Origin of the sequence: Nocardia wallacei (assembly GCF_029868745.1) — a bacterium.
GTDB lineage: Bacteria > Actinomycetota > Actinomycetes > Mycobacteriales > Mycobacteriaceae > Nocardia > Nocardia wallacei_B.
Window position 1 is genome coordinate 1 of sequence record NZ_JARWOP010000363.1, and the last position, 2,590, is coordinate 2,590.

The 2,590-nt window shown below is 68.3% G+C and carries 1 protein-coding gene; it reads right to left on the bottom strand.

Annotation, left to right across the window (positions count from 1 at the left end; all coding sequences use genetic code 11):
- A partial coding sequence (locus QH470_RS33860) for an AMP-binding protein (protein WP_280276460.1) occupies window positions 1-2,590 on the bottom strand: 2,590 nt, incomplete at both ends.

Below are 2,590 nucleotides of genomic sequence, written 5' to 3' on the forward strand. Positions count from 1 at the left end.
ACCCAACACACCGAACAAGTCGAACACCGACAAATCGAAATCGACTGCCGCAACAGCCAACACACGATCCCCCGCACCGATCCCATAGCGGGAACACAAATCAACGAGTGTATTCACCGCACTGCCGTGCTCGATTTCGACTCCCTTCGGCACTCCCGTCGAACCGGAGGTGAAAATGACATACGCGAGATCGGTTGCCACACCCCGATACACCGTGGCAGGGTCGTGGCCTCGAGCATCACCGATCGCCACCACCGACAGGTGGCGAAGAGGTGGTGCGGATTCTTCGGCATCGGCGTCGCAAGCAATGTCGTCGGTCAGCACGACCGCCACCCCCGCCTGCTCGAGAATCGCGTGACGACGCTGCGCCGGTTGGTCTTTGGCGACCGGAACATACGCCGCACCCGCGGCGAGAACGCCGTACAACGCCGCCGCCTGCCCCGCGCCCCGGGCCACCGACACCGCCACCGCGTCCCCGGGACGCACCCCGTGCGCGATCAACAGCGCCGCGACCCGCCTACTGTGATCGGCCAATTCACCGAAGCCGACAACAGTGTCCCCATCGATGACCGCCACTCGATCCGGGTCTGCCGCCGCGACATCGAACATCGCCGTATGCAGCAACCCGCCGACAGGAAGATCGTCCGGCCCGGCGGTGTCGTTGACCTGATCGCGGACGGCCCGCTGATGGGGCGGCAGCAGCGACAACGCCTCGCTCAGCGGCCGTTCCCACTCCGCCTCACCCAACTGGCGGACGAGCCGGTGGTAGGTGGCGAACATATCGTCGACCATCCCCGCCGGGAACAGCTCGTCCACCGAATCCCAGCTCAGCACAAGGCCTTCCGGCAATTCGATGACTTGATGGTCCAGCCACACCTGCGGAGTCTGGGTCCGCGTGTAGTCCGGCCACCGCACCGAGCGAGCCAGCTCGTCGTCCACACCCAGCATCGACGTGAAAACCACCGGGACCGGCTCGGCGACCGCCTCGTTCTCCCGGGCCAGTTCCCGCAGCACCCGCACCGCCGAAACCTGCTGATGGTCCAGGTCACTCCACAATTGCCGCTGCAACCGCCGCGCCCGCCCGAGCCAGCTCTCCTGGGCGACCGGGCGATCCGCCACCAGCAGCAGCGAACTGAAATCCCCCACCACCCGCATGATGTCGGGATGCACCTCACGCCGGTCGAAACGGGTCAGCGTGACGGTCAGGTCACGCTGGGCGCTCCACGCGCCCAGCACCCACGTGTAACACGCCAGCAGCGCCACACTCGGCGTCACACCGAAACCTCTGGCCCGCTGCATGATTCGATGCCAGACCGCTGGATCCACTCGTACTTCCCGACGAGTGAACCGAGGACGCCGCACCGCGGCCGGAGCAACCCGCAACGGCAGCTGTGGCCCCGGCGGCAGCTCCGCGGACCGCGAACGCCAATACGCCGAAGCCGCCTGAATCTGTTCTTCCGAAGGGGCGCTGCCGATGACGTAATCGCGAAACTCCAGACCCAACGCGGGCAACTCGCTGTCCGGGTCCGCGTAGAGCCGCGTCCACTCGGACAGGAGCACCACGGCGCTCAGGCCGTCGGCGATCAGCGTGTCGAACACCGCGCAGACGCGGGTATTCGGCCCGTCGCGAACGACCCGGATATCGAACAACGGCCAGGTGCCGGCGTCGAGGACGCTGTCCGAGAGCTCGTCCCGCACGGCGGCCACATCCCCCTCGACCACCGGAATCCGGTATGCGGGAACCTCTTCCAGCACCCGCTGCATGCCGTCGCCGCCGACCACCGCACGCAGCATGGCGTGCCGGTCGATCAGCCGGTTCCAGGCGCGCTCCAACCGCTCCGGATCCAGATCGGGCCAGTCGTACTCGATATACAGATGCGCGCCGATACCGCCCAGGTCGAAATCCTCCGACCGGCCCAGCCAATACGCGGTCTGAATATCGGTGAGCGGGAACGGTTCGTACCGATGTTCGGGATCGGAGGCGAGAGCCGGAGTTGTCGCGGCTGTGCCGAATGTCAGGGTCGCGGCGAACGCGGCGAGCGTGGGGTTGGCGAACAGCGCCGCCAAGTCGGCGCCCGCCACACCGTCGGCGGCGAGTCGCCGGATCAGCCGGGTGGCGAGCAGGCTGTCCCCGCCGAGTGCGAAGAAGTCGTCGTCACGCCGGATCTCGCCGGAGTCCAGCAGCGCGGCCCACGCCTCGGCCACCAGGCGCTCGGCCCGTCCCGACGGCACTCCGCCGCGTGCTGGTTCTTCCGTTGCCGTAGAGCCGGTTCCGGCAGCGCCGACGTCTGCCGCGACGAGTGCGGCCTGGACGGCGGCGCGGTCGATCTTGCCGTTGCGAGTGATCGGCAGTCCCGTCCTGCGGAGGAAGAGACGGGGAATCATGTAGCGGGGCAAGCGTTCACCCAGCCAGGCACGCAGCGCCGCGTCCTCGGGGCCCTCCCCGACGACGACCGCGCCGAGCGCCCGCGCCGGCTGCTCGACCACCGGCGCCCCCGGCCCCCCCGTCAACCGCAGCAGCCCCACGGCGGCCGCGAGAGGCCCCCAATAGATCCCCTTGCCGCGGGGATTGTCCGGGTGTGAGGTGGGG